We start from the raw sequence: 22,355 nt of genomic DNA, 5'->3' as shown, positions 1-22,355 counted from the left end.
GCGGAAAACATAACGGGGGACCTCCGGCGGGTGCGGCGGAGATCGGGCGGGCGACCCGTGCCCCGTGAACCCCGCTCAGCCTCCCGCACAACGGCCGCGCCGGCTGAGCCGGTGCGCTTTCAGGCGGCCGGAGTAGGGGAAGCCCGACCGGTGTCCGGGCTGCCCGTGCTCGGAACTTCCGCGCTCCGGCGCCGTTCTTGGAGCAGGTCGTCCGCGAGGGCGAGGGCGTTCTCAATGGGGTGGGCCCCGGTGGTGACACACAGGGCATGAGCCGTCCGCTCTCGTGCACCACCACCGCGCGGAAGTGCCGGCGCGGCGGTTCCCACGGCTGCCGAGGGGCTTGCACATCGGTCAGCTCGACGGCCTCCGTGTCCGGCCGACCCAGTCTCGCCACGTAAGCCGTCCTCAACCAGCACTGTTGCTCTGACCGGTTGAATCTAAGGTTCCCGAGCTGGGGAATGGTGCTTGCCCAGGGTGGTGGTGCGTACGCGGAAGGTGCCGTCGGGAGCTGTTTCGGAGCGATCCCGGATAGCCCCGGCGATCGTGCCGGGCCACTTGGTCGTGCTGGACCAGACCACCTCCGCGAAGTCGGCACCGTCGGTACGGGCTCCACTCAGGTCGGCCCCGACCAGGTCCGCGCCGCGCAGCCGGGCTCCGACCAGCTTGGCCCCTCTGAGGCGCGCTCCGGTCAGCTCGGCTCCGGCCAGGTCCGCGTGGGTGAGATCGGCGCCCGTCAGCTTCGCGTTGAACAGAAAGGCCAGAGTGAGCCTGGCCCTGATCATCTGAGCCTGGGAAAAGTCCGCGGCGAAGAGATGGGCGCAGGTCAGGTCGGCTTCGGTGAGGATGGCCTTGGTCAGGTCGGCCTCGCTCAGGTCAGCGGAGGTCAGCTGGGCTCGCAGGAGTTTCGCGCCGCGAAGGTCGGCCTTGTTCAGGGCGACATCGGTGAGGTCGGAGTCGCTCAGGTCGGCCCCGGTCAACTTCGTCCCCGAGAACAGGGCGCCGGTCAGGTTCGTACGGGTCAGGCGGGCACCGGACAGATCCACGTCCGCCAGATAGACGTCGGCCAGGTTCGCGCCGGTAAGGATCGCCCCCGTCACGTCCGCGCTCACGGTGTTCGCTCCGGCCAGGTTCGCGCCCTTCAGATTGGCTCCCGACAGGTTCGCCTGCGTCAGGCGGGTCCGGGTCAGGTCGGTCCGGCTCAGGTCGGCGCCCGTCAGGATCGCTTTCGTGAGGTCGGCCCGGCTGAGGTCCGTTCCGGCGAGGCTCACGCCCACGAGATCGATACGGTGCAGCCGCGCGCCTGACAGGGAAACGGCCGTGCCGGACTTCAGCGCACTCCTGAGTCCGTCCCGGCCGACGGGTCTGGCGGGCCGGGAGGCCCGCGTCTCCTTTCCGTGGCCGACGTCACCGGCGCGGAGCGGCCGGAACGCCGGGGCGGCATCACAGAAGGCGATCAACAGCCGTTGGAAGAAAGGGGGTTGACTCTTCTCTTTGGACTTGTAGGGCTCGGGCGACCAGCCGTGCACGCGGTACACGTCATCGAAGAGCTGCTCCGAATCGTCCCGCATCCGGTCGGCCGGCCCGATGGGCCAGACGGTCTGTGAGGTCCACTGCGCCCCGGCCAGGTTGGCGCCCGTCAGCTCCGCGCCGCTCAGGTCGGCACCCGTCAGGTCGGCCCGTTCAAGACACGCCCCGGTCAGGTCGGCACCGGCGAGGTTCGCCCGGACGAGCACCGCCCCGCCCAGGTCCGCTCCGCGCAGCCGCGCTCCCGCGAGGTCCGCTTCCAGCAGGTCCGCGTGCGTCAGATGCGCTCCGGTCAGGTCGGCCTCTGTCAGCCGTGCCCGGACCAGCCTCGCCGAGCCCAGCTCCGCTCGGTCCAGGCGAGCCCGCGTCAGGTCGGCACCGATCAGATTCGCCACATAGAAGAAACTCCGGGACAGGTTCGCCTCCCGAAGGCACACGCCCGGCAGCGTGCCCAGTTGCGCGTAGGCCCAGGGCAGATCCACCCCGGTCAGGTCCGCCCCGCTGAGGTGGGCGCCTTTCAGGTTGACCGGCCGGGCCACCTCCTGCGCGCGGATGCGCCGGGCCAGTTCGTCGGCCCACGGGTACGGTCCGTCGGCGGCCACGGGAGGGTGACCGGGCGGCGTGTACCAGTACCGGCGGTCGGTCAGCCGTATCTCCGTTCCCCCGTCCAGGGCATCGGGTACCAGGATCCGGAGCGCGAGCCGGCCGACGGGCTTGAACACAATGGGGGTGATGACCCCCAGGACCAGCGCGATCAGGGACCTGACCGCATTCGCCGCCCCCGCCGTGCCGGCCCAAGTCGCCGCCGTACAACCGACCGCCGCACCCAGGAGCGCGTGCAGGCACAGGCCTGCGACGAGGGCGCCGGCGCCGGGCCCGTCGGGGTAGTCCCACCGCCCGTACCGGTGTGTGAACGGGTCTTCGTCGCGCAGGAGAGCAGCCCGGACGATGAGACATCTGTACAGGGCGGCACCGACCAGCCCCCACACCGCATATGACCACATGAGGTAACGATATGGGTCGGGCGTCGATCACCAACAGCGCCATTCCACAGGCTGGTTGACGCCGCACCGGGGTGACGGACCGGGGGTGCTTCACGGCGCCCGGGCCGGCCGCGACGGGTCGCTCCCGACAACGTGGTCTGACCGGTGCCGTCCACGAGGCGGATCTCGCCGCGAGGAACGGACGCGGCCCTCGCCGTGCAGGGCCTCGATCGAGCGTCAGGTCTCATACCGCTCTCTCGCAGCGGATGGTTCGCCAGGGCTGACGTCCAGAACCGTCACGCCCAGCACGAGTATCGGCTCGACGCTGACCTCCAGCAGCAACCGCGTCATGATGAACGAGGAGCCGGAACACGTGTGTTCCTTCCCGTGGGCCCTCCAGCGGATTCGGCTGGGCACCCACAGCCTGTCGTCGACCTGATAGGCCAGAGGTCTGCCGAGCCGGCCGTCAAAGGCCAGGAAATCCGTGCCGGGCACCGGGAAGTCCGGGGCGAAAGGCCGCGCAGGCCCTGTGATCACGGCCTGCACCTGCTGCACAACCGTCTCCGACCGCACCAGATGGTCCAGGTCCTGGGCACCTACCGTCACTTTGGTACCCCATCGCTTCAACAGCGCGGGAATGCCGTCCTTGATCAGACCCAGGAAAAGGGATCTGTCCGTGCCCAGACGCTGTTCTGCTTCTGCACGCAGATCGGGGTGAAACGCGGAGCGCGCGGCGAAGTCCTGGTTACCGGAGAGAAACCAGAGCATCTGGTTCCGGTCTTCGAAAGCGGCGAGCAGGGTCAGCCAGACGACGGTGTCCCGGATGCTGTGGGCTTCGTCCTTGCCGGCGCCTCCGTCGACCGATGCGGCTCGGGCGGGGAGACGGCGTTCGGCCACGCGGTGAAAGGCCTTCTCCGCGGCGCCTTCAGGCGTCGGCAGGATCGTGAAGAACGCGTGGAGAGCCTCACGCCGGCGGCGGGCAGCGTCTTCCGACGAACGCCCTGCCAGCTGCTGGGCCTCGAAGTGGCGGTGCGCGAGGTGCTCCATCGCAACCGTCTGGGGCACCGCGAGGGTGTGCCCGTGCAGGTCGGCCGTCGTGTGCAGCATCCTGAACACGCCCCCGTCAGGGAAGCCGGCCAGTTCAAGCTGGTCGGTGTCGAGGACGATCAATGCTCCTCGGTCCGTGCCCGGCAGATATGGATTGGACATACGTCCCATCGACCAGATCCCCTTCCCTGCCGCAGTCACGGCCCGTTCTCCACCCGACCCTATTGTCAGTACCTCCTGCGAGACTCGTTCCATGATTCCGAAGCTGCCCTTGCACAGCGCTCGTTGGCGTGATCTCGACGGTGTGAAGGTCGAGGAGGTGGAAGCACTCCTGGAGCAGTTGGCCTCCGCGGCTGCCACCGGGAGCGGCGACGCGTGGCGGCAGACCTGGACATACCTGGCCGGCGGCCTGATCGATGACGGAGTCGTCGCCGACGGGGCCTATGCGGCCCTGCCGCATCTCGTGGAGGCGGCGGCGGCCCTGCCCCCGGGACAGACCGTGGACTTCTGGGTGGACCTGGGATTCATCATGACGGCCGATCACAGGCCCCCCGTCCCCGCCGATTTGGAGGCGGGGTTCGGCGCCGCTCTGCGTGCGGCCGAGCGGGCGGCCACCCGAAGTCTCCTCGTCGCCGATATTCCCGCGCAGGTCTGCGCCCACCTCGCGCTCTCCTGCGTGGCCTCCGCCGGCCACCACATGGGCGAAGCGCTGGGGCGGCTCCTCGATCCTCGGGAAAGCGGCCTCCTCCTGGTGTGCCCCGGGTGCGGAAGCGACACCGAGATCACCGAGTTCTTCGTAAACCCGGCGCGTCCGCCTTCCGAGGTTCCGGGGTTGCCTGCTCCCGCACCTGCCCGACAGGGAGGACATCCCTGGGAGGAGGTCGCCGCAGCCTTGCGGGAGGATGCGCTGGGGACGGAGTGGGAGCCCTTCCTGCGGGTGGCCCGCGAAGTCGCGGTGGCGGGGGTACCTCCCCAAACGCCGGGGCAGGCCGTCCTGTGCCTGATCGCCGGCATGGTTGCGGTCAGGGGCATCCCACAACGGGCCGCAGGGGAACTGGCCCGCCAACTGATGTCGCTCACTGGATACTTCCGCTGCTGGGACTGCGAGCAGGCATGGACGATCGCTGACGGCCTGGCGGACAACCCGGACGGTGCGCGCCCCCAGCACCGTTCGACGGAGGCGTGGACGGACTCCGACGGAGCAGCTGCCATGGAGTCGGCGGCGGCCGGAAGAACGGGTGAGGCAGCAACTCGGTTCCGGCAGGGCGGGAACGTGGTGCTCGCGGCCGACGGCACACTCTGGGGCCGTATGTCGGTGTTCTCCGGTTCCGGGCCCGGTCCGTTCGGGGGTGTCAGCTCACTGGCGGTGCTGTCCCGCCCCGGTCGGCCGACGCTCGTGGCCGGCGCCGGGGACGCGGGCGTGGTGTGCCTGTGGGACGTGGCCGACGGCCGGCTCGTCCATGACCCGCTGCCAGGACATCCTGACAGCATCCGCTCGATGACGGCTCTGCCCCTGACCGACGGCCGCATCCTTCTGGCGAGCGGAGGCGGCACCGGGACGATCGGCCTGTGGGACCCTGCCACCGGGCGACCGGTTCGTGAACCGGCCGGCGACTGGCCCGGCGGGGTGACCGGAATGTGTGCCGCGACCATCCCCGACGGCCGCACCCTGCTCGTCACCGCCACCCCCCGAGGTGCGGTCCGCCTGTGGGATCCGGATACCGGGGAGTGCGTCGGCCGCCTCAACCCCTATGGCAGTCCGATCCAGTCGATCGCCGCCGTCCCGATCGCCGCCGACCACACGCTGATCGCGGCCTCGGACACCGCCGGCCGCCTTCACGTGTGGGATCCAGCCGTCGACGACCCCTGGGAAAAGGGCGCGGCCGTGCAACTGAGCGCAGGTGCCCTCGCCGATGCCGACCACCGTGTGGCGGCTGTGGTGGCGGTGCCCACACCCGACCGAACGGTGCTGGCCACGGGAGACAACCGCGGCGTGGTCATGCTGTGGGACCCGGCCACCGGTGCCCCGATCGGCGACGGGCTGCCCGTCTCCACAGGCACCGCCGGCCTGCCGGTCATCACCGCCACCCTGCAGGGCGGCCGCACGGTACTGGTCACCGGTACCCGTCACGGTCACCGACTGCGTAGGTGGGAACCGGAGACCGGCGCGATGCAGCACATCGCCCTGGACGTGGCGCTCACCTGTCTGGCCACAGCGGGCTCGGACTTGATCGTCGGACACGACTGCGGAGTCCTCAGCCTCCCGCTCACGTGACAGTGAGCGGGTTCGGCCGCAACCCGTCCCGCATCGCGCCGAGCAACGGGACGGATGCCGGGAACCCGAGCGATACGCGCGCCAGACCGACGTGTGGCCCGAACTCCCCGGACGGCGCGCCCGCGCGGTTCGTCCGGTGGTGGGTGGGCAAGCCGCGCCGGACGAGGATGACGTCCCACGACGCCGGGTCAGGAGTTCACCGCCTCGGCTTTCAGCCAGCGCTCTCCGGAGTCGAGGTGGCGCAGCAGGCGGGCGGCGTCCAGGACGTCGGCGAGGCGGTACTGGTCGGGGTCTGCGTAGCGGACGGCGTTGGTCAGCACAGCGGGGATGCCTGCCTGGTCGGCGAGAGTGAGGATGCGGGCGGCCAGGCGCAGCGAGCCGACCCGGTGCCGGCGCGGCCGAGCCAGCAGGTTTGCAGGCGCAGTCGGATTCCGAAAAGTTGCCGCCAAGGAACGAGGAGGTGTTGGGCGAGGTCGCCTCGGCCGGCGGCCAGCGCGGACGGGTTCGGAGGCGGGGCCGAGCAGGACGGTCAGTCCCTCCCCCGCGTGCCGGCGCAGGTCGTCGCGGATCACAACAGGCGGGCCGCCGCCGTGGGCGTGGGCGGCGGAGGTCAGCCGGCACAGCCGTGCCCAGCCGGTGCGGGACTGGGCGAGCAGAACGACGCGGACGGGCGGCTCGGATACGTGAGCGCCCCCGCGGACCGGGGTGCGATGGCTCTGGGCCGGGGCGGGGGCGAGCGGGGCGACGGCGAGGTTGATGCCGAAGATCGGGCGGAGGCCGTGCGCGAGGGCGGCCTGCGCGAACCGTACGGTGCCGGTGACGGCGTCGCGGACGGTCAGGACGAGCGCGGTCATGCCGCGCTCGGCGGCTCGCTGAACCAGTTGCCCGGGTGGGCGGCGCCGAAACGGGCGGAGAACCCGGAGACGATGTTGAGGTGGGTAAAACCGCCCATAGCGCGCCAGCATCGTCACTGTCCGGTTCGGCAGTGAACAGGGCCGGTGCCCGGATGGCCAACGACTTCCTCGGCGCCGTGATCGGCGAGCACCCCGACCGGTTCCGGGGCCTGGCCGCGGTCGCGCTGCAGGATCCGCTCCAGGCAGCCGCGGAGTTGCGCCGCGCCGTGACGGACTCGGCCTGTGGGACGCGCTGGTCAACGACCACGCACTGGGCCACTACCTGGACGAACCGCGGTACGTGCCGTTCTGGGAGGCCTTGCAGAGGCTCGGGGTCCGCTCCACCTCCACACGGCACCGTGGGGTGGTGTCAGCGCAGGACGACCAGTGGCCGGTCGCGCTCGGTGTGGAGCCGCCACAGTTCCTGGGCCACCGCGTCCGGTTCGTGCCGGGCGCCGTGGCCGATGGGCCCGACGACCGTGACTTGCGCGGCGTGCACGCCCTGGTCCGTGAGCGCGTCGTGGAGCATCCGTACGTAGGCGGACTCGGCGGCGTAGGCGATTCCCGACACGGCGCGGTCGCGGTGCGGTTCGACGGCGGCGCCGCCGGTGGTGAACAGCAGGGTGCCGTGTCCGCGGTGGCGCATGTCGGGCAGGACCGCGCGGACGGCCGCCGCGGCTGAGACGACGCTCAACGACAGGGCGCTCGCGACGTCCGACGGCTCGGTGTCGAGCACGGGCTTGATCCATGAAAGGCTCGGCCGGGGGCTGAACAGCACCGCCTGGATCGGGCCGAGGCGTTCGCGCAGCCCACCCAGCGCCGCTGCGAGCGCCTGCGCGTCGGTGACGTCGGCGGCCTCGGTCGCCGTCGTCACACCCTCGGAGATCAGGTCGTCAGCCACCGCCGCCAACCTTTCGGCGCCGCGAGCGATCAGCCCGACGGGATGTCTCTCGCGGCCGAACCGGCGGGCCGCCGCGGCACCAAGGCCCGGCCCGGCACCGATCACGACGAACGTACCCTTTCGCGCCCCAGCGTCACTCATGCCCGCACCAGGTCTACGCTCGTGGTCAACGCCTCGTTGGCGTCGATCTCGCCGCGCATCCGGTCCAGGCGGGCGCGTGCCCCGGCGAGCGCGTCGGAGCCCAGCAGCAGCCGCAGGGGCGGTGCCTCGGTGTCCACGATCGCGGCGATCGCTGCAGCGGCCCGTGCCGGGTCGCCGGGCTGACGGCCGGACACGGCCAGTGTGGAGTCATGGCGCTTGCCGGCGGTCTGCTCGTAGTCGGCCAAGCGCGTCGGGGACTGCCGCATCGACGCCCCCGCCCACTGGGTGCGCAGGCCACCCGGCTCGACGATCGTCACCGCGATGCCCAGTGGCGCGAGTTCGGCGTGCATCGACTCCGACAGTCCCTCCAGGGCGAACTTCGTGGCGTGGTAGTAGCCGGTCGCGGCGAAGGCGGCCAGGCCGCCGAAGGACGAGACGTTGATGACCCGTCCCGAGCGACGGGCTCGCATGCTGGGCAGCACCGCCTTGAGGACGGTCACCACGCCGTGCACGTTGGTCTCGTACAGTGCGCGGACGGCCGTGTCCTCGCCTTCCTCGATAGCGGCCAGATAGCCGTATCCGGCGTTGTTCACCAGGACGTCGACGCGTCCGAACGTCTCCTCGCACGCCTGCACGGCAGCGGCCACCGACGCTGGGTCGGTGACGTCCAACTCCAGGGCCAGCGCGCGGTCGCCGTACCTCTCGGTGAAGCCGGTCACGGTCGCGCGGTCGCGGGCGGTGACGGCGACCCGGTCACCCCGGTCCAGGGCGTACTCGGCCAGGGCCCGGCCCAGGCCGCTGGAGCATCCGGTGATCAGCCAGTGTGTTTCGTTCGACATGACTCCATGTCACCAGCGAGGGCGTGGACGTGCCACACCCCCTTGAGGGTGGCTCTCGGAGGGTCAGCCCCACCGAGTGACCAGCGGTAAGGTCGCTCTCGATGGCACATGACGACAACCAGCTAGGCTCGTTTTTGCGCAGCCGCCGGGAAAAGATCGACGCCGCCTCCGCCGGCGTCGTCGACAGCACGCGACGCCGGGTCACCGGCCTGCGCCGCGAGGAACTGGCGCTGCTCGCCGGGTTGAGCCCGTCCTACTACACCCGGATCGAGCAGGGCCGTGACCGGCACCCGTCCCGCGAGATCCTCGAAGCCCTGGCCCGCGTGCTGCGGCTGGACGACACCGAGCGGACCTACCTGTGGTCGCTCACGACGCCACCGCTGGCCCCGGCCGACACCCACGCCAGCCCTGACCACACCGTTCGGCCGGGGGTGCTGCGCCTGCTGGAACGCTGGGCCGACCTGCCCGCGTTCGTCGTCGCCCCCAACCGCGACGTGCTGGCCGCCACCGCGCTCGCCGCCCGCGTCAACCCGGCGTGGAACCCGGGGCACAACCTGATCGAGTTCACCTTCCTCGACCCGCGTGCGCCGGTGGTCTACCCCGACTGGGACGACATCAGCCAGCAGGCTGTCGCCGGCCTGCGCTCCACCTCAAGCGCATACGGCGCGGAACTCGACCCTTTTCTCGCGAGCATGCGCGAACGCAGCGACGCATTCCGGGCACTGTGGGACTCCCACGACGTATATGACCGCGTAGCAGGCGACAAACGGCTGCGCGTCGACGGCGTCGGCGTCCTCCGCCTCAACTTCGAGACCTTCGCACTCGCCGGACCCGGGGGCCACGTGCTGTATGTGTACTTCCCCGAATCCGGCGGCAAAGACGACGAAGCACTGCGCGGACTCGCCTGACCGACACGGGCGGACCAGTCCGGTCACTGACGCGCCGGCCCCAGCCCAAGGCAGGCCACCCCGAAGCGTCCTGTATTGCCGCCGACTGGTTGACTCTGAAGCTCAGTCTCTGTTCGACGGCCGACTGCGGCGCGGTGGTCAAGGCCTGGGAGCAGACCGGTGCTCAGGCCCGGCCTGCAGACGCAGGCCGGTCAGGGTGAGTTCCAGTGCGGAGCGGAACTGGTCGATGTCGTCATGGCCGTCAAACTCGTCCACGATCTCGTGGACGAACGGGAACTCCTCGGGGTCGAGTGCCCGCCAGGTCCGGGCGAAGCGGCCGAGGAATTCCTCGCGGGTCGTGGCGCCGTCGAGGATCTCCTTGGGCGGCTCCTGGCCCAGGTCGACGGCGGAGCCGACGACGACCCCGACGACCGCGGACACCGCGTAGAACCGCTGGAGTGAAGTGAGGTCAAGTCGGAGTGTCTGCCGGCCGAGTTTCTCGTAGAGGCGCAGGGCGTTGCCCTGGACGTCGGTGTTGCGCATGAAGTAGGCGCCCAGCCAGGGGCGTTCGACGATCGCGTCGAAGAGGGTCAGGGCCATCTCTCGCAGGGCGTCGATCGGGTCGTCGCGGTGCGGGAGGCTCTCGACGTCGGCCAGGACCGTGCCCATGACGTGGTCGGTGGCGCGGTCCAGGAGTTCGTCCTTGCTCTCGACGTACCAGTAGATGCTCGCCACGCCGCCACCGAGGCGCTGGGCGAGTGCCCGGAACGTCAGGGCCGACGGCCCGGCCTCGTCCAGCAGAGCCACCGCCTCCGTGAGCACGGACTCCATCGAGTGCGAGGCCCTGCGGCGTCCTGTGCCCGAGCGGCTCTGCAGGCGTGCCATGACTGTCGTCCCCTCGCTTGTCCCATCGCGTCTTGCATCGTATCGAACGTTGTTCTATCGTACCGCATCGTACGGCGTTCCATACCCGTACAGCGTTCGATGAACGTACGCCGTTCGACCACCGAACCGCGTTCGACCGGAAGGCCTGCGATGACCACCACCACGCTGCACACACCCGCACGCGTCTACCCGTCGCTACGTGCGGCGTGGATTCCCCTGGCAGCCCTCTGCCTGGCCTTCTTCGTCGAGATGGTCGACAACACGCTCCTGTCGATCGCCCTGCCCACCATCGGCCGCGACCTCGGCAGCGGAACGACCTCGCTGCAGTGGGTGACCGGCGCGTACTCGCTGACCTTCGGCGGACTGCTGCTCACCGCCGGGTCGATCGCCGACCGGTTCGGCCGCCGCCGGGTGCTGCTGATCGGGCTCGGCGTCTTCGGCTCACTGAGCCTGTGCGTCGCCCTCGTCACCACTGCGGGCGAGCTCATCGCACTCAGGGCCGCGCTCGGCATAGCCGCCGCCGCGATGGCCCCGATCACGAACTCCCTCGTCTTCCGCCTCTTCGACGACAAGGCGCTGCGGATGCGCGCCATGACCGTGATGATCATCGTGGGCATGTCCGGCTTCGTCCTCGGACCGCTGCTCGGCGGCACCGCGCTGGCCCACGTGCGGTGGGAGTGGCTGCTGGTCGTCAACGCCCCCATCGCATTGATCGCCTGCATCGGCGTACGCCTCGGCGTCGCGGCCGACCGGCCGGAGGACCTGACCAAGGACGCGCTCGACGTACCCGGCGCCGCCCTGAGCGTCACGACCATCGGGCTCGCCTGCTACTCGCTGACCAGCGGTGTCGAGCACGGCTGGCTCTCCACTATCACTCTGGCGTCGATCGCCGGGGCGGTCGTGGCCGCGATCGCGTTCGTCCGCCACGAGCACCGAACCGCCGCCCCCATGCTGGATCTCGGCCTGTTCACCAACGGCACCGTCCGAGGCGCCGCCATCGCGCAGATCGGCACGTCCATCGCGATGGCCGGCATCATGTTCGGCCTGATCCTGCACTTCCAGTACGCCTACGGGTGGAGCCCGGTACGGGCCGGGCTGGCCAACCTGCCGATCATCGTGACCATGCTCGTCGCGACCCCGCTGTCCGAATGGCTCGCCCGCCACTTCGGCCACCGCGTCGCCTGCCTGGTGGGCGCGGCCTGCCTGGCCGGTTCGCTGGCCGGCCTGTCCTGGGGTGTCACTCACGGATACACCCCCATCGCGGCCTGCATGGTGATCATGACCGTCGGCCTGCGCACCGTGATGACGATCTGCGCGGTCGCCCTCGTCGACGCAATGCCCGCCAACCGCACCTCCATGGGCGCCGCCCTCAACGACACCGCCCAAGAGGTCGGCTCCAGCATCGGCACCGCCCTGGTCGGCACCCTCATCGCCGCCCTGGTCACCACCCAACTGCCCGCAGGCACCTGGAGCCACAGCCTCGTGACATCGTTCTTCCACGGCGAACAGATCACCTACGGTCTTCTCGCCGTCATCGTCGGACCGATCGCCGCATTCGGCGCCCTCAGCCTCACCAAATCCCACAGCTGAACCGCTCCGGTTCGAATAGAGGCTCGATTTCATGAAATGATCGAGTCATGGCACGACCTTCCCCGTTACCCGCTTGAGCTCCTCCGTCGTGCGATACGCATGGTCGCCGAGGTGCGCAACGACTTCCCGAACGAGACGGCCGCTCTGCAGGCGGTGGCCGAGAAGCTCGACATCGGTTCCCGCGAGACGCTGCGGAACGGGGTGAAGCAGTACGAGATCGACGCGGGGGCACGCCCTGGGACGACGACGGAGGAGTCCGCCCAGCTCAATGCACTGAAGGAGAACTCCGAACTCAAGCGGGCCAACGAGATCCTCAAAGCCGCGGCGTCTTTCTTCGCGTCAATGTCGGGCTGTTGGCGATCGGTGGGGCGTGCACGGGCCACACGCGCGCTCGTAGCGTTCATCGACGAGCACCGGGACCGCTTCGGCGGCGTCGGGCCGATCTGCAGAACCCTCACCGGACACGACTGCAAGATCGCCCCCCTCCACCTACTACCCCCACCACAAACGCCGGAGCACGCCGTCGGCCAGGACCGTGCGGGACACCGAACTCAGGGAACAGATCACCAAGGTCTGCGAGGCCAACTACCGCGTCTACGGGGCCAGGAAGATCTGGTGCGAGCTGAACCGGCAGGGACATGCGGTGGCCCGCTCGCACCGTCGAACGCCTGATGCGCGAACTCGGCATCACCGGAGCGGTCCGCGGTGAACGCGTGATCACCACGCTGCCCGGCGGGCAGGCCGAACGGGCGCCGGACCTGCTGGACCGCGACTTCGTCGCCGCCGACCCGAACCGCTGCAGGGTCGCGGACTTCACCTACGTGAAGACCTGGGCGGGTGTCGTCTGCGTCGCCTTCGTCGTGGACACGTTCTCCCGCCGGATCGTCGGCTGGTCCGCGGCCACTGTGAAGGAAACGGTCTTCGTCGTGGACGCTGTAATGGGCTGGCCGAGGCGATGCACGAAAAGGGTCGAAGCGGTACGGGTCATCAATGGGGACGAGTGGCAAGCGCACTTTGGTCGGCTGCGCTGTCGCTACCGGCAGACCCGACCCCTGACACCGACGACGGGGAATCGGCATTGTCCTGCTCCGCAACCGCCGTGGCTGAAAATATGTCTCTTAACGCAATGGTCGAGCCGCTCCAGGATTTGATCAGGTACGGCGGCACGCGGTCTGGGGGATGACGTGAGCACATGGGTGGTGCCCGGATACACCGAGTCTCTCGAGCTCGGGTCGGGTGCGAGCGGTCGGGTCGTGCTGGCCGTGCACGCGGACACCGGCGTACGGGTCGCGGTGAAGTACCTCAGCGAGTCCCTGCGCACGCGGCCTGGTTTCGTGCACGATTTCCGGGCGGAGGCGCGCCTGCTCGGCGGCCTGCAGAGCCAGTACGTGGCCGGCCTGTACGAGTACGTGGAGAGCCCGCAGGGCGCCGCCATCGTCATGGAACTGGTGGACGGTGTCTCGTTGCGGACGCTGCTGACCCGTCAGGGGCCACTCCATCCCGAGGCCGCGCTCGTCCTTCTCAAGGGATCGCTGCTCGGTCTCGCCGACGCACACCGCATCGGCGTCGTCCACCGCGACTACAAGCCGGAAAACGTCCTGGTCGAGACGGACGGATCGTCCAAACTCGTCGACTTCGGTATCGCGGTGGACACCGGCACCAGCGCCGGTGTGGCCGGAACCCCGTCCTACATGGCCCCCGAACAGTGGACCGGCGCACCCGCCTCCTGCACCGCGGACGTGTACGCGGCCACGGCCACCTTCTTCGAGTGCCTGACGGGACACAAACCCTACTCGGGCGACAACATCGCCGCACTGGCCCTGCAGCACGTCGACGCCCCCGTCCCGGTAGGGGAGGTCCCCGCAGCGGTGCGCGAACTGGTCCGTCGCGGTCTGGCCAAGGAACCGGACCAACGGCCGGCACAGGCCGAGGCGTTCGTGACGGAACTGGAGGCGGTCGCCGGCGCCGCATACGGGGCCGATTGGGAGGAACGCGGCCGCGCCCGGCTCGCCGCACTGGTGGCCCTACTGGCACTGCTCCTGCCCTCGGCCCGCTCCCCCCGATCCACCACGGACACCGCGCGTACGGTCCTGAGCCAGGCACCACGCCATGACTGGGCCCGGTCATGGCGACCCGGCCGACCAGGCATGCTCGTCTCAGCTGCCGCCGTGCTCCTGGGCCTCCTGCTCACCTACGGAATGCAGCACGCCTCGGCAGGCGCCACCGAGCGGACCGCCGATGCCCTGGCCACCACCACGGCCCGGGCCGGCACCGAAGCGGCGCCGCCCACCGCCCCGCCCACGGCACCCACCCCGTCAGGTGACCTGTCGCCGACACCCGGTGTCTCCCCCTCGGGCCCGTCGACCACCCCGACCGGTCAGCCTTCCGCCTCCACCACCAGCTCACCCACGCAGTCGACGACGCCCAGCGAGGCGCCCACGTCCACGCCGGCGACACCGACGACCGCCTCCTCCACCCCGCCCGTCGCTCCTGCCGTCAAGAACGTCGCGGTATCCGCCTTCCAGCAGACGGGCCCCACGACCTCCACCGCGACCATCACCATCACCACGGACGGCAGCGGGCCGATCTCCGTCACCGTCTCGTGGTTCACGGACAGGGCGAGTGGAGGGGCCGGCTCCCCCGACGGTGCGTCCCAGACCTTCGAGCGCAGCGGAGCCGCCCAGTACACGGTCACCGTCGACCACACCTTCCAGAACGACGGCTGCTACTGGACGGTCCAGGCCACGACCACTCCGGCACCGGCTTCCGGCGGCGCCTCGCAGCAGCTCCTGACCAGGCAGTGTGAGATCCGATGACTGCTCAGAGCGACAACACGCCCACGCCGGCGGCAAAAGGCGAGGAGCCCACGCGGGCACTCGCATCCGCCGACGCGCACAGCGCCACACTCCACCTCGGGCCCACCGAAGCCCACGTCCCCGACGACCGGACCTCCAGCCCCGACAGCGAGTACAGCGCCACCGTGCTGGCCAGCCACTGGATCCAGCGACCCGAAACGGACGACACCCTCGTCGAACCGGTCCCGTCGAGCGCTTCCCCGACCCGTCCCGAGCGCGTCGAGGGCAGCGTGCTGCGTTTCGGGCCCGGTGTGACGGCCGCCGTCGCGCACCGCACCGTCCAGACGCTTCCCGCCACGTCGTCGGCTCCCGCGCCCCGCGGTCGGAGGCTGCGCAAGAACGCCCTGCCGACGCTGCTGGTGGTAGCCGTCCTCGTCCTCCTGGCCTGGCAGCGCTTCGGGCAGTCCGTGGCGGTCACCCAGGTTGCCGTCGCGGCGAGGCCGACGGTTCTGGGATGCGACGGCACCGCGGACATCGTCGCTCTGGTCACCACCAACGGCCGTCGTGGCACCCTCTCCTACCGATGGGTCCGAAGCGACGGCACAGCGTCCGACGTCCTGCACGAGGTAGTGGTCCGGGGGCAGCGACAGGCGGGCCTGCACCTTCGATGGACCTACCAAGGACCGGGCCACCGGGCGGCATGGGCTGAACTGCGCATCCTGTCCCCCGGTCACCGGGCGAGCGCCGCCCACTTCTCGTACGACTGTCCCTGACGGCCCATCTGGATCGACCGCCGACTCCGCCCTTCCGGGGCGGACAACTCACGACCAAGATCCAGACCATACACGGGCCGGCCCACGCCACCTACCCTTCGCATCACGCACACGCCCAGGTCAGAACCGAACGCACGATGCACCACCAGCAGACCAAGAACGTTCTTGTTTCTATAAAACTGCCGATCATCATTGCCCTCTCTGTCAAAATAGAACAAGCCAGGCATACTGGATGATTCATCGAGTCGAGGGCGGAGAGGGAGTAGTGCCCCAGGTGTCCAGCGCCAACGACCACGGGACCCCGGATCCGCAGGCGGAACCCCGTCCGACCGGACCGCGCCGTTATTCCGCGTAGTACAAGTTTTGAGGTGCAGGGAAACCTCTCCGCGCCGCTCGACCAACTCGCCCACGGACAGCGGCGTGAACAACAGCGAGAGCAAGTGACCATCCCGACGGAGACGGCTACGGGCCTGGATCCGGTGACGGGCACGGTGTTCGAGGATGCCGCCGGATGGAAGCACGCCATGGACGGGCGATGGCTCCGCCGGACGTCCCCCGGTGAGGACGCCTGTGTCCCGGTTGGGCGATCCGAGTCGGGACTTCGATGTCCAGGCACCACATCGGTCGGCGGGCGGGCCGTCACCGGGGGCTCCGACCGCGTTCAGTAGAGGGATTTAGGCAAGTCGGCCAGGCGCCGTGCCCAGAAGGTGCGGTGGATCCAGCGGGCTTCCTGGGCGTGGACGAGACGGTGGCCCCGCAGAAACGCAGTCCGCGCGGCCTCGACCTTGTGCGCATAGGCGGCGAGGCCGGAGTCCGCGCCGCGCTGCACACGACTCAGGTGGGCGTCGACGGCCAGGCCCGCGCTCATCCCGGTGTAGAGGGCGGTGAGGACGCCCTGGGAGGAGAGCGGGTCGAAGGCGATCGCCGCGTCCCCGGCGGCAGTCCAGCCGTCCCCGTACACCCGGTCCAGGTGCGCTGTGTGCGCGGCGGCCCGGCGTGGCGCGGCTGGTGTCGCAGGCGGGGGCCCGTGCCTGTGGGTCCACCGGGACACGTGCCTGGTGGCCGACAACCGTCGGTGAAAGTGGCGCGCGGTGTACGGGGCGGCAGACAGGTCGGTGTCGGTGAAATAGGCGACGAGGCGCCCACCGGAGGGCTGTGGGGCGGTGTACCACCAGCCGTCCTCGTCTGATTCGACGAGGGAGCGGCGGTCGGTGTCCAGCGCGTCCGTCTCCAGGTGCGCGTAAAGGGCTGCGAGCCGGTCCCGGACCCACCGCCGGGCCCCACACCGGACGGCGATCGCGGCAGCGCGGCCGGTGGCGTCGATCACCCAGCGGCAGCACACCGTGCGCTCCCCACCCGCCCCAGGAGCATCGGCAGGGCCCGTCCCGCCGCGCAGAGCCAGACTCCAACCGCCGTCCGGCCTCCGGGCCGTGCCGCGTACGGCCGTGCCCTCGGCGACCTCGGCTCCCGCCGCGCGGGAGGCGTCGCGCAGTCGCCGGTCGAAGAGCCGCCGGTCGAGATGCCAGCCGTGGCCATGCGGATCGTTGATGAAGTCCACGGCGTGCAAGTCGGCCGAACCCCACGCCGAAAGACTGCCGTAGCAGGGCAGGTGCCCGGACCCGAGGACACGGTCAGCGACACCGAGGTCACCGAGCAGGACCCGCCCGGCGGGCACGAGTGTCTCGCCGACCTTCGGCGGCCCGGTGCCGGCGTCCGCGAGCAGAACCGTACGGCCGGCCCCGGCGAGTGCGATCGCGGCGGCGCAGCCGGCCGGGCCGCCGCCCGCCACCACCACGTCGTAGGTTTCCGCGCCCGGAGCCAGTGCGGGGCTCACCGCTCCTCGTGGAACGGGTCGAGTCTTTCGAGGTATCCGGCGGCGATCTCCTCCTCGAGGTAGCCGGTCGCCTCCGCTGCCTCGCTGACCGCCTGTGCCACATGATCGGCCTCGACGGTTTCGGGCGCGAGCCTGTCCGCCGAGATTCCGCCTGCGGCGGCCAGCACGGACGGACCTGCCTCGGGCACTTGTAGGTTGACCAGGTTCGCCGTGTCCGGTGCCCGGTCTAGCGGTGCTCCCGGGCGCGACTCCACGCGGATCCGGTCGGGGAACTTGCCGTCGCCCACGGTGTAGTCGCGCACCTCGATGACGCCGAGTTTCGACCAGTCCTTGATCATCTGTGCGCGCTGCTCGTTCATGGTGCCCGTGAGGCCGCGCAGCCAGGTCGCCCGCCGCTCGAACGCTTCCTCGCGGGCACTGTCGTCGCCGCCGGCCGACGGCGTGTTGACCTTCTCGAAATCCTCAAGTTTCAGGACATGGTTCGGCACCTGGGCAGGCCAGAAGGTCGGCAGGTACGGGCTGTAGCGGGGCCCGAGATTGGCCAGCACCTCATAGCCCGAGCGGCAGCTCGCGGTGTCCGCCTGCCATGGGGCGGCCATCCAGCGGGTGAGGTCGCCTGGCCCCTGCGCGAACAGCGGGCCGTTCGCAGCCGTCGCTTCCTGCGGGGTGAGGGTGGGCCCGTAGTCGGGTTCTGCGGTGTTCGGGGCTCGGTGCTTGATACGGAAGGGCGCGCTGAACATGCTCGGGGTCCTGATGGGCCAGGTGACTTCGCACCCGGGGTGGAACGCGTCGGCCGCACAGCTCTCCAGGGCGGCCCGGTCCAGCAGCCCCGGCTGCTCGGCGACCGGGGCGGTGTCCACGTTCGGTCGGGGCTGCTGCAGCGGTCCGGCCTGGAAGGCGCCGTCGGCCCAACGACTCAGCATCCAGTCCTGGGTCGGGGACAGTTTGCTGTGCTGACGCACGGACTTGGGCTTGCTGGCCATGGCGTCGCCGTAGAGCCACGGCCACGGCACCGGGGACGTGCCGTCGCGGCCGTAGTCGCGCAAGGCGACGTATGTCTGGCGGCGCAGTTCCCGGTTCCGCTGGGAAGGATCGGCCAGCCGCTTCCGCATCGCCGGGGAGAGGAAGAAGTTGGGACCGTTCCAGCCGAACTGCGTGGCGAAACCATGGTTCACCCACTGCAGATCGCACAATCGGCGCAGTATCGGTTCAATATGGTCGGCAAACGAAATCTGCGGCGGGCGGGTGAGTGAACCGGCCGTGATGAAGACATCGAAAAGCAGGTCGTAGAGGGTACGGACGGATTTCACGCCGGGGGCGTAGTGGGGAGGTCCCACCACGACCCAGGCGGGGGTGGCGGTCAGCTCTGTGCCGTCGATACGGACCTTCGCCGTCACCGGGCCGTCGGACACGTCGTCGTACCAGGTGTCGTTGTTCGTGACTCCGGTGATCGGGCTGTTCTTGTAGGAGGCGGAATTTCCCCTTCCACCGAGCACCAGCAGGCGGCCGTCGGAATGGGTGGAAATCTCCCCGAGATACACCGCCTTGTCCATGATCTTGCCGGAATCGAATTTCTGCGTCTCGGTCATCGAGCCGCGAACGGTGCGGCTTCCGGGGTCGATGACCAGCTTCTTCCGGTCGGCGCCCGCGACGTCGGCGTTTCGTCGGCCGTATTGCTCCGACACGAGTGCCTTGCCCTCGGGGATGTCGAGCGGCACATGGAACTGGTACCAGGCGGCCTTCTTGTTGGCCAGGTGCACCGTCCACTGAATCTCGGAAACACCCGCGTCGCCCGGCTTCAGCTCCCGCACGACCTCCCCTGCGGCGTTGTAGCCGTACACCCGGAAACGTGCGGCCTGCCTTCGGATCGCCCCGGATCCATCCTTGTACGAGCCGAGGTCCTCCGGTTTCTGGTCCGGTGATTCCGGGCCGATGAAGGGTGTTTCCTTGCTGTTGCCGACCCGGCCGACACCAATGGCAGGGTGAATTTTCACCTGCACGATTTTAACGTCCATCGAACAGCCTTCCGTTGCGGGACCGCCGGTTCGATCATAAACGTAATATCTTGCGATTTCGGCCGAACATCGAGATTGCCGAATGGCTGTGCGGATGCATCCCTGGGACGCCAAGGCGGCGCTGCCGGCGGGCGGGACCGGTAGCGGAGGACCGGCAGTCGTCCCGCCGTCGTTCGAGCCATTCGGGCACGGCGTCGTCCGCACCGGAGTGGGGCCGCCGCCGCAGCTCAGCAACGCCCTGTTGTCGATGGCGGTGGCAGTGCCGTAGATCAGCCAGGACCGCTCGCCCGGCTGTAGCAGGCCATGCCCGCCATCGACACCCGCCCGGAGCCCCGGCCCCTCACCCCTGCGACCGGGGTCTGGCCGATCCGGCCCCAGGTCCTGGCACGCGGCGGAGTCATCGACTGCCCGGCCTCGTTCTCGAAGACGATCCCCTCTCTGTCAAAGTGACTCACGAAGGAGTGCCCGCATTGGCCAGCACCAACGACCACGGGGCCCCGGATACGCAGGTGATACCGCGGTCGACCGGGCAGCGGCGGTACTCGGCGGAGTACAAGACGAGGATCCTGGCCGAGTACGAGACGCTCGATAAGGAGGGCAAGGGTGCCCTGCTGCGGCGTGAGGGTCTGTGATGGGGCTAAAACAGTTCTGGCCGCTTTATCCTGAATGATCTTGAGCAGAGGCTGCGGGGTGCTCATATCGATGAGCGTGGCCACACACCGTCACGGATGCTCCTCCGCGGAGGCGGTGATGACGGGTTCGGGGCCGGCTGGCAGGAGTTCAAGCAGGAGGGTCACAGCCTCTTCGGCGGTCTCGACTTCGCCGATCACGGCGAAAGGACTGCGTTGGCGAACCGTGAACCGGCCGTTGCGCAAAGGCTCGATCGATCCGCCATGCACAATCCAGGGGTAGCTGGTGGAGCTGCTGAAGAGCAGGGCGAAGTGGCTGGTGAACGGATACAGCCGCCGGAGTCGTGGTTGAGCGGCGGCAGCCTCCAGCAGCGGAACGATGCCCGGATATGGGCGCCCGGGCGTGCGGATCTGATGTACTGCGTGCCTCCACTGCCAGCTGAGCCGTAGGGACTGCCAATGAGCCTCGACAACGTCAGCCGGTCCGCGACTGCGTGCTGCAATTATGTCTGGCAGAACTGGTCTTGGAGGTAGGGGCAACTCTTGATCGCAGGTTTCGTCATTCGCGTCCACTGTCATAGTGTCGCGGCCGTTGCCTGAACGCGGTGCTCTGACAACGGAGATCATGGCCGGGTGAGAATGCGCGTCCGGAGGAGTCGGAACGAGGCTCGGCCATACATGGACCGCTTGACCGTTCTAACCCGGTTTACGTGCCCTTCGACGTGACACGGCGGGTTGCGCTGGGTGGGTTGGCGGCGACCGCGACACTGAGTGCGGTGCCATCCACGGCGACTGCCGGCACGCGTCCGGACCCGGTCCTGGACACCACTCATGCCACGCAGCTTCTGGTCGAGGATGCCAAGCTGGTCCCCCAGGCCCTCGCGGTGGCCGACGACCACATCCGGGCCGAGGACGCCGAGGAGTGGCTGTTCTCGGACTTCAGCTGGGCGGAGTTCGACACCGAGGTGCATCTGACGCGCACGCTGGACCGGTTCGAGACCCGGGCACCGGGCCAAGGTGTGCGCGTGATGGTCGAGCCTCAGACCCCCGCAGCCTCGCCGGCCGGCCGTGTCGCGCCGAACTCGGCGGCGGCGAGGACAGAGTCCAGTCGGGCTCGCGTGGCGGCCAGGTCCCGCATGTGATCGTCGAGGCGGTCCCGCTCCGCACGAAGCCGGGCGATCATCTCCGGGCCGGCGACACCGGTGTGCACGCACGGCAGGAACTCCACGATCGTCCGGCTGCTCAGCCCGGCAGCGTAGAGGAGCTGGATCCACCGCACCCGCTCGACCGTGTCCGGGGTGTAGAGGCGCTGCCCGCCTGCGCTGCGGCTCGACGCGATGAGCTGCTGCTGCTCGTAGTAGCGCAGCGCCCGCGTGCTCACTCCCGCGGCCGATGCCACCTCGCCGATACGCATCCCGTCGCTCCCTCTGCTCCACATGCCGCCGGGTCCCGGCTGCTGCCGGGCCGTCCCGGGGTTCGTCACCCAACTTGCCTTTGACGTTGACGTCAACTTTTACACTCCAGCAGCCGGCCATCAACACCGGCAGAACCGACCACCACGGAGTAGGACTTCATGAGCGCTGACGACACGACACCCGACGGCCTCATCCCCGCCGCCGTCCTCGCCTCGGACACGCCGGTCGCGGTATATGGATACGCCCGGGCCAAGGCGGGCGGGGAGGGCCGGATGCTGGGCGAGATCCAGGCGATCATCGGCCTCACCCGCAAGGAGGACGGATGCGAGCAGTACGTGGTGCACACCACACCGGACCAGCCGGGCGCCTTCGCCTTCTACGAGCGCTGGTCCTCCGGCGCCCACCTGCTGGCGCACGTTTCGCAGCCGTTCATGCAGACGTACTTCGCCGCCATCGCGGACCTGGTCGAGGGGGAACTGGAGGCCCACTGGCTGCACCCCCTCTCCTGACCCACGACACACGGCCGGCCCCGCGCCACGCGGGGCCGGCGCATCCGGATCGCCGTATCCGCGATGGGTGCAGCTCCTTTGGAGGGACTGGCCGGGCTGGGACATCGGTGCCTGGCGCATCACCCGTGCCCGACGCGGCTGCCCCTCATTGGAGCGCCGTGGGTAGGCATACAGGCCAGGCCGAAGATCGGCCGAGCGGACCTCGGTAGTCAGCGGCGGGACAACCGCAACCGCCGGAAGGATCACACCTCACACGTGGACTCGCGGCTCGCTGCCGGTGAGGTCGAACCGTGCGAGGAGTTGCACCAAACGCCGTATGGCTCCGGAGCCGTCGGCGCAGAAGCCGGCGAAGGCGCTGGCCGACTTCGGGCTGCAGCGGCGTGCCGCCGCCATGGAGGCCGGTGACGCGGTGACGCGGTG

At 69.6% G+C, this 22,355-nt stretch carries 19 protein-coding genes and 1 pseudogene; 10 read left to right on the top strand and 10 right to left on the bottom strand.

Annotation, left to right across the window (positions count from 1 at the left end):
• Positions 1-437: 437 nt before the first annotated feature.
• Positions 438-2,528, bottom strand: coding sequence for a pentapeptide repeat-containing protein (locus JHN45_RS53445; RefSeq protein WP_236584519.1), 2,091 nt, complete (start codon positions 2,526-2,528; stop codon positions 438-440).
• Between the two features lie 216 nt (positions 2,529-2,744).
• Positions 2,745-3,677, bottom strand: a complete 933-nt coding sequence (locus tag JHN45_RS36665) for a hypothetical protein (RefSeq protein ID WP_201053787.1) — start codon at positions 3,675-3,677, stop codon at positions 2,745-2,747.
• 130 nt (positions 3,678-3,807) lie between these two features.
• On the opposite strand from JHN45_RS36665, the gene JHN45_RS36660 reads away from it, so the two are divergent.
• Positions 3,808-5,829: a WD40 repeat domain-containing protein gene (locus JHN45_RS36660; RefSeq protein WP_236584517.1), complete on the top strand. Its 2,022-nt coding sequence runs from the start codon at positions 3,808-3,810 to the stop codon at positions 5,827-5,829.
• A gap of 203 nt (positions 5,830-6,032) precedes the next feature.
• On the opposite strand, the pseudogene JHN45_RS36655 reads toward JHN45_RS36660, so the two are convergent.
• The 3 genes and pseudogenes from JHN45_RS36655 to JHN45_RS36645 form a co-directional block, all read right to left on the bottom strand.
• A pseudogene (locus JHN45_RS36655) lies at positions 6,033-6,781 on the bottom strand (PHP domain-containing protein); the annotation flags it as partial.
• 311 nt (positions 6,782-7,092) lie between these two features.
• Complete coding sequence (locus JHN45_RS36650; RefSeq protein ID WP_201053780.1) at positions 7,093-7,764, bottom strand: SDR family NAD(P)-dependent oxidoreductase; 672 nt, start codon at positions 7,762-7,764, stop codon at positions 7,093-7,095.
• Entirely contained in the window at positions 7,761-8,603 is an 843-nt protein-coding gene (locus tag JHN45_RS36645) for an oxidoreductase (protein ID WP_201053778.1), read from the bottom strand. Before JHN45_RS36645 ends, JHN45_RS36650 begins: the two co-directional genes overlap by 4 nt.
• A 101-nt stretch (positions 8,604-8,704) precedes the next feature.
• Between JHN45_RS36645 and JHN45_RS36640 the strand changes: the two genes are divergently transcribed.
• Positions 8,705-9,511 (top strand): helix-turn-helix domain-containing protein, encoded by an 807-nt coding sequence (locus JHN45_RS36640; protein ID WP_201053776.1) that lies wholly within the window; start codon positions 8,705-8,707, stop codon positions 9,509-9,511.
• A 138-nt stretch (positions 9,512-9,649) separates the two neighbouring features.
• Here the strand turns inward: JHN45_RS36640 and JHN45_RS36635 are convergent, their stop codons facing one another.
• A complete protein-coding gene (locus JHN45_RS36635; protein ID WP_201053789.1) occupies positions 9,650-10,321 on the bottom strand; it encodes a TetR/AcrR family transcriptional regulator in 672 nt (223 codons plus the stop codon).
• A gap of 204 nt (positions 10,322-10,525) precedes the next feature.
• On the opposite strand from JHN45_RS36635, the gene JHN45_RS36630 reads away from it, so the two are divergent.
• The 5 genes from JHN45_RS36630 to JHN45_RS36610 all read left to right on the top strand — a co-directional run bounded on the left by JHN45_RS36630 (position 10,526) and on the right by JHN45_RS36610 (position 15,533).
• Complete coding sequence (locus tag JHN45_RS36630; protein WP_201053774.1) at positions 10,526-11,965, top strand: MFS transporter; 1,440 nt, start codon at positions 10,526-10,528, stop codon at positions 11,963-11,965.
• A 535-nt stretch (positions 11,966-12,500) separates the two neighbouring features.
• Positions 12,501-12,674, top strand: coding sequence for an IS3 family transposase (locus JHN45_RS54815; protein WP_201053772.1), 174 nt, complete (start codon positions 12,501-12,503; stop codon positions 12,672-12,674).
• Positions 12,637-13,116, top strand: a complete 480-nt coding sequence (locus tag JHN45_RS36620; RefSeq protein WP_201053770.1) for a DDE-type integrase/transposase/recombinase — start codon at positions 12,637-12,639, stop codon at positions 13,114-13,116. The genes JHN45_RS54815 and JHN45_RS36620 overlap by 38 nt, the downstream gene beginning before the upstream one ends.
• Positions 13,117-13,149: 33 nt before the next feature.
• Positions 13,150-14,781, top strand: a complete 1,632-nt coding sequence (locus tag JHN45_RS36615; protein ID WP_201053768.1) for a serine/threonine-protein kinase — start codon at positions 13,150-13,152, stop codon at positions 14,779-14,781.
• Positions 14,778-15,533 (top strand): hypothetical protein, encoded by a 756-nt coding sequence (locus tag JHN45_RS36610; RefSeq protein ID WP_201053767.1) that lies wholly within the window; start codon positions 14,778-14,780, stop codon positions 15,531-15,533. Before JHN45_RS36615 ends, JHN45_RS36610 begins: the two co-directional genes overlap by 4 nt.
• A 661-nt stretch (positions 15,534-16,194) precedes the next feature.
• Here JHN45_RS36610 and JHN45_RS36605 read toward each other — a convergent pair.
• Both JHN45_RS36605 and JHN45_RS36600 read right to left on the bottom strand, forming a co-directional pair.
• Positions 16,195-17,367 carry an NAD(P)/FAD-dependent oxidoreductase gene (locus tag JHN45_RS36605; protein ID WP_201053765.1) on the bottom strand — a complete coding sequence of 391 codons (1,173 nt, stop codon included), beginning with the start codon at positions 17,365-17,367 and terminating at the stop codon, positions 16,195-16,197.
• A complete protein-coding gene (locus tag JHN45_RS36600) occupies positions 17,364-19,382 on the bottom strand; it encodes a LodA/GoxA family CTQ-dependent oxidase (RefSeq protein WP_201053757.1) in 2,019 nt (672 codons plus the stop codon). The genes JHN45_RS36605 and JHN45_RS36600 overlap by 4 nt, the downstream gene beginning before the upstream one ends.
• A gap of 82 nt (positions 19,383-19,464) precedes the next feature.
• Between JHN45_RS36600 and JHN45_RS36595 the strand changes: the two genes are divergently transcribed.
• Both JHN45_RS36595 and JHN45_RS36590 read left to right on the top strand, forming a co-directional pair.
• Positions 19,465-19,650: a hypothetical protein gene (locus tag JHN45_RS36595; RefSeq protein ID WP_201053755.1), complete on the top strand. Its 186-nt coding sequence runs from the start codon at positions 19,465-19,467 to the stop codon at positions 19,648-19,650.
• Between the two features lie 202 nt (positions 19,651-19,852).
• The gene (locus JHN45_RS36590) at positions 19,853-20,014 is read left to right on the top strand and encodes a hypothetical protein (protein WP_201053753.1); all 162 of its coding nucleotides are present in this window, start codon (positions 19,853-19,855) and stop codon (positions 20,012-20,014) included.
• Between the two features lie 90 nt (positions 20,015-20,104).
• On the opposite strand, the gene JHN45_RS36585 is transcribed toward JHN45_RS36590, so the two are convergent.
• Positions 20,105-20,584 (bottom strand): DUF6193 family natural product biosynthesis protein, encoded by a 480-nt coding sequence (locus JHN45_RS36585; RefSeq protein WP_201053752.1) that lies wholly within the window; start codon positions 20,582-20,584, stop codon positions 20,105-20,107.
• A 466-nt stretch (positions 20,585-21,050) separates the two neighbouring features.
• The gene (locus tag JHN45_RS36580) at positions 21,051-21,425 is read right to left on the bottom strand and encodes a MerR family transcriptional regulator (protein WP_201053750.1); all 375 of its coding nucleotides are present in this window, start codon (positions 21,423-21,425) and stop codon (positions 21,051-21,053) included.
• Positions 21,426-21,584: 159 nt separating this feature from the next.
• On the opposite strand from JHN45_RS36580, the gene JHN45_RS36575 reads away from it, so the two are divergent.
• A complete protein-coding gene (locus tag JHN45_RS36575) occupies positions 21,585-21,935 on the top strand; it encodes a putative quinol monooxygenase (protein ID WP_201053749.1) in 351 nt (116 codons plus the stop codon).
• The last annotated feature ends 420 nt before the right edge of the window (positions 21,936-22,355 follow it).

It is taken from the genome of Streptomyces sp. MBT53 (assembly GCF_016654115.1).
Lineage (GTDB): Bacteria > Actinomycetota > Actinomycetes > Streptomycetales > Streptomycetaceae > Streptomyces.
The sequence above is the reverse complement of the archived record's forward strand: the minus strand, read 5'-3'. Positions and strand labels throughout refer to the sequence as shown.

Bases quoted from the DNA above. Each gene is read 5' to 3' on its own strand.
- JHN45_RS53445 (WP_236584519.1), bottom strand. From the start codon at position 2,528: ATGTGGTCATATGCGGTGTGGGGGCTGGTCGGTGCCGCCCTGTACAGA.
- JHN45_RS36660 (WP_236584517.1), top strand. From the start codon at position 3,808: ATGATTCCGAAGCTGCCCTTGCACAGCGCTCGTTGGCGTGATCTCGAC.
- JHN45_RS36650 (WP_201053780.1), bottom strand. From the start codon at position 7,764: ATGAGTGACGCTGGGGCGCGAAAGGGTACGTTCGTCGTGATCGGTGCC.
- JHN45_RS36645 (WP_201053778.1), bottom strand. From the start codon at position 8,603: ATGTCGAACGAAACACACTGGCTGATCACCGGATGCTCCAGCGGCCTG.
- JHN45_RS36640 (WP_201053776.1), top strand. From the start codon at position 8,705: ATGGCACATGACGACAACCAGCTAGGCTCGTTTTTGCGCAGCCGCCGG.
- JHN45_RS36635 (WP_201053789.1), bottom strand. From the start codon at position 10,321: ATGGAGTCCGTGCTCACGGAGGCGGTGGCTCTGCTGGACGAGGCCGGG.
- JHN45_RS36630 (WP_201053774.1), top strand. From the start codon at position 10,526: ATGACCACCACCACGCTGCACACACCCGCACGCGTCTACCCGTCGCTA.
- JHN45_RS36620 (WP_201053770.1), top strand. From the start codon at position 12,637: ATGCGCGAACTCGGCATCACCGGAGCGGTCCGCGGTGAACGCGTGATC.
- JHN45_RS36610 (WP_201053767.1), top strand. From the start codon at position 14,778: ATGACTGCTCAGAGCGACAACACGCCCACGCCGGCGGCAAAAGGCGAG.
- JHN45_RS36600 (WP_201053757.1), bottom strand. From the start codon at position 19,382: ATGGACGTTAAAATCGTGCAGGTGAAAATTCACCCTGCCATTGGTGTC.
- JHN45_RS36595 (WP_201053755.1), top strand. From the start codon at position 19,465: ATGGCTGTGCGGATGCATCCCTGGGACGCCAAGGCGGCGCTGCCGGCG.
- JHN45_RS36580 (WP_201053750.1), bottom strand. From the start codon at position 21,425: ATGCGTATCGGCGAGGTGGCATCGGCCGCGGGAGTGAGCACGCGGGCG.
- JHN45_RS36575 (WP_201053749.1), top strand. From the start codon at position 21,585: ATGAGCGCTGACGACACGACACCCGACGGCCTCATCCCCGCCGCCGTC.